Source organism: Arenimonas sp. (genome assembly GCF_019459675.1).
Classification (GTDB): domain Bacteria; phylum Pseudomonadota; class Gammaproteobacteria; order Xanthomonadales; family Xanthomonadaceae; genus Arenimonas.
On record NZ_JAIBFH010000171.1, the window covers coordinates 1 to 3,041 of the forward strand.

The window sequence follows — 3,041 nt, forward strand, 5'->3', positions numbered from 1 at the left end:
CGGCGCCCCCCCGCGCCCTGCCCGGCGGGGCGGGGCCAGACCACGGCGACGTTGCGCGGGCGCGCCTCGCCCCACACCAGCGCCTGGGCGAATGCCGGGTGCTGCAGCAGTTCGCTTTCCACCCATTCGGGCGAAACGTTGCGGCCGAACGCGGTGATGAACACATTCTTCGAGCGGCCGGTGACGTGCACGAAGCCCTCGTCGTCGACATGACCCAGGTCGCCGGTGGCGATCGGGCCTGGCGCAGGCCCGTCCTGGCCCAGGTAGCCCAGGCAGCGCACGCCGTCCACCTGCAGTTCGCCGTCGAGCACGGTCACCTTGGCGTGCGGCAGCGCGCGGCCGACGCTGCCCGGCCGCAGCGCGCCCGGGCGGTTGAGGCAGACCACCGACGCGCATTCGGTGAGGCCATAGCCTTCGAACACCGGCAGCCCCAGCGCCGCGGCGCGGGCCAGCAGGCGCGGTCCGACGCGCCCTCCGCCCACGGCCAGGAAGCGCAGGGACGAGGGCAGACGGTGGCCCTGTTCGGCCGCGCTCACCAGGGCCAGCAGCAGCTGCGGCAGCACGATGGCGCTCTCGGGCTGGTAGCGTTGGAGGCAGGCCAACAGCTTCGGCACGTCCAGGCCCGCCGCGCCCGTGTAGCCGATCTCGGCGAGCGGCGGCACCGCGATTTCCGCCTCGCTCAGCAGGGCCGCATACAGGCCGGAAACATTCTCCAGCAGCGTGGACAGCGGCATCAGGCACAGGTGCCGGCGCGGCGACAGCGCACGCGCCGCTTCCACCAGCGAACCGGCCACGGTGAGCAGGCTGTCGGCGCCCAGGCACACGCCTTTGGCCTGGCCCGTGGTGCCGGACGTGTAGGTGATGCAGGCCGTGCCCTCGGGCAGGGTCGGGCGCGCAGCCTGTAGCCGCCACGCGACCAGGCCGGCGCCCAGGGCCAGGCGGTCCCGGGCCGCGGCGCCGATGGGCGTGCTTTCCGCGCCGGCAGTAACCACCGCTTCGGCGCCACTGGAACTGAGCGCATGCGTCACCTGGCCGGCGCTGAAGAACGTGGGCAGCGGAATGTGCACGCCGCCCAGGCGGCGGATCGCAAGATCCAGCGCCAGCCACGCCGGGCCGTTGTCCAGGCGGCTGGCGATCCGGCGCAGGCCGTGCGCATCGAGGGCCTGCGCCAGGCGCTGTTCGCGGTCCGAAAGGGCCTGGGCGCTGAGCGTGCCCTCGGCAGTGAAGATGCGCGGCGCCGTCCCCTGCAGGGTGGCGGCAAGAAGTGAAAAACCACTCATCGCGCTGACGCCGCGCAGGCGTCCATGGCCGGGGCCGACGACGACGGCTCCGACGGCGCCAGCCCGCGATGAAGGAACGCGTGCCCGGCGGCGATGTCGCCAAACAGAACCTGCGGCTGCGCGTCGTAGTACGTGCCCCACTGCGCCGGATCGCCCTGCAGACGGTCGCTGCGCGCTTCGGCCAGCACCACCGTGGCCAGGCGCAGCCGGTCGAAGGCATTGCGCAGCTGGCGGGTGGCGGCAAACAGCACCCAGCGCACGCCGGCGCGATGCAGCAGGTCGGTGATGAGCACGATCACTTCGCGCGCATCGCCGGGGGATCGCGAAGCGAAGCTGCCCACTTCCACCAGCTCGCTGCGGCGCACCGCACGGCCGAGGCGGGCGTGAAGGCTGGCTTCGGCCGGAAGGTCGAGGTACTGCTCGACGAACAGGGCGCCCTCCTGGCCCCGGCGCAGGCCCACGGCGGCCTGCAGTGCCCCGGCGTGGTCGCGGAAGGCCAGCAGCCGCGGCAGGAAGCTGGTGAGGCTGGCGCCATAGCGATCGGCGTACACCTGGGCGATGAAGGCCTCCACCTCCCTGCGTTCAGGATGGCCCGCCTCGATCAGCGTGGCGGTGTGGAAGCGCGTGGAGGCGCCGGCGGCAGGCATGGGGATGGGCATGGCCTGCATGCTCGCCGCGGGTGATTAAGCCGGAATTAGCCCGTTGTTAGCCGCACGTTAGCCAAACATCAATTTTTCATTGCCCCGGGCACCACGAGGGGGTCGGGAGTGAGAGAATGCCGGCCATGAACTCCCCCGAACTCAGCCCGCTGGGCCAAGCCGTCGAGTACGGCAGCGCCTACGACCCCAGCCTGCTGTTCCCGATCGCCCGCGCCACGCAGCGCGCCGTGCTGGGCCTGGGCGAAGAGCTGCCCTTCGTGGGCGTGGATTTCTGGAATGCCTACGAGCTGAGCTGGCTCGACGGCCGCGGCAAGCCGCGCGTGGCGCTGGCCGAGTTCCGCGTGCCGGCGGCGTCCACCAACATCATCGAGTCCAAGAGCTTCAAGCTTTACCTGGGCAGCTATGCGCAGTCGCGTTTCTCCGACACCGACACCCTGCGCGCGCAGCTGATCCGCGACCTGTCCGAAGCGGCCGGCGCGCCGGTCAGCGTGGTGCTGACGCCCGCCGCGTCGGCCAACGCGGCGCTGATTGAAACCCTGGAAGGCGACCTGATCGACGACCTGCCGATCGAGATCACGCACTACGGTCCGCCGCGCCCCGACTTCCTGTCGTCCGATCCCGAGCTGCGCACCGACGAAGTGCTGGTGTCGCACCTGCTCAAGTCCAACTGCCCGGTTACCGGCCAGCCCGACTGGGCCAGCCTGCAGATCCGCTACGCCGGCCCGCGCATCGCCCGCGACGGGCTGCTGCGCTACCTGGTGAGCTACCGCAACCACAGCGACTTCCACGAACAGTGCGTCGAGCGCATCTTCATGGACCTGATGCAGCAGTGTTCGCCCACGCGCCTGGGCGTGTATGCGCGCTACACGCGCCGCGGCGGCCTGGACATCAACCCGTTCCGCGCCACGCCGGGCCTGCCGCTGCCGGGCAACCCGCGCACCGCCCGCCAGTAAGTTTCCCCATCCAGCTGACCCGGGAATCGCCATGCGCCTCAAACCGCTTGCCACCGCCCTGACGATCTCGCTGCTGCTGGCCGCCTGCGGCGGTGACGACAAGCCCGTCGCCAAGGCCGAAGCGCCCGCGCCGGTCGCCGCGCCGGCGC

3 protein-coding genes are annotated in these 3,041 nt (G+C 71.5%); 1 reads left to right on the forward strand and 2 read right to left on the reverse strand.

Annotated features, from left to right (window positions below; translation table 11 throughout):
- Together K0M70_RS05980 and K0M70_RS05985 are read right to left on the reverse strand one after the other, a co-directional pair.
- A partial coding sequence (locus K0M70_RS05980; RefSeq protein ID WP_290780590.1) for an AMP-binding protein occupies window positions 1–1,280 on the reverse strand: 1,280 nt, incomplete at its 3' end.
- A complete protein-coding gene (locus K0M70_RS05985) occupies window positions 1,277–1,939 on the reverse strand; it encodes a thermostable hemolysin (protein ID WP_290780593.1) in 663 nt (220 codons plus the stop codon). The genes K0M70_RS05980 and K0M70_RS05985, both read right to left, overlap by 4 nt.
- A gap of 125 nt (window positions 1,940–2,064) precedes the next feature.
- Between K0M70_RS05985 and queF the strand changes: the two genes are divergently transcribed.
- Entirely contained in the window at window positions 2,065–2,892 is an 828-nt protein-coding gene (gene queF / locus K0M70_RS05990) for an NADPH-dependent 7-cyano-7-deazaguanine reductase QueF (protein WP_290780596.1), read from the forward strand.
- Window positions 2,893–3,041 lie beyond the last annotated feature (149 nt).

Coding starts and splice junctions, on each gene's coding strand:
- K0M70_RS05985 (WP_290780593.1), bottom strand. CDS start 1,939: ATGCCCATCCCCATGCCTGCCGCCGGCGCCTCCACGCGCTTCCACACC.
- queF (WP_290780596.1), top strand. CDS start 2,065: ATGAACTCCCCCGAACTCAGCCCGCTGGGCCAAGCCGTCGAGTACGGC.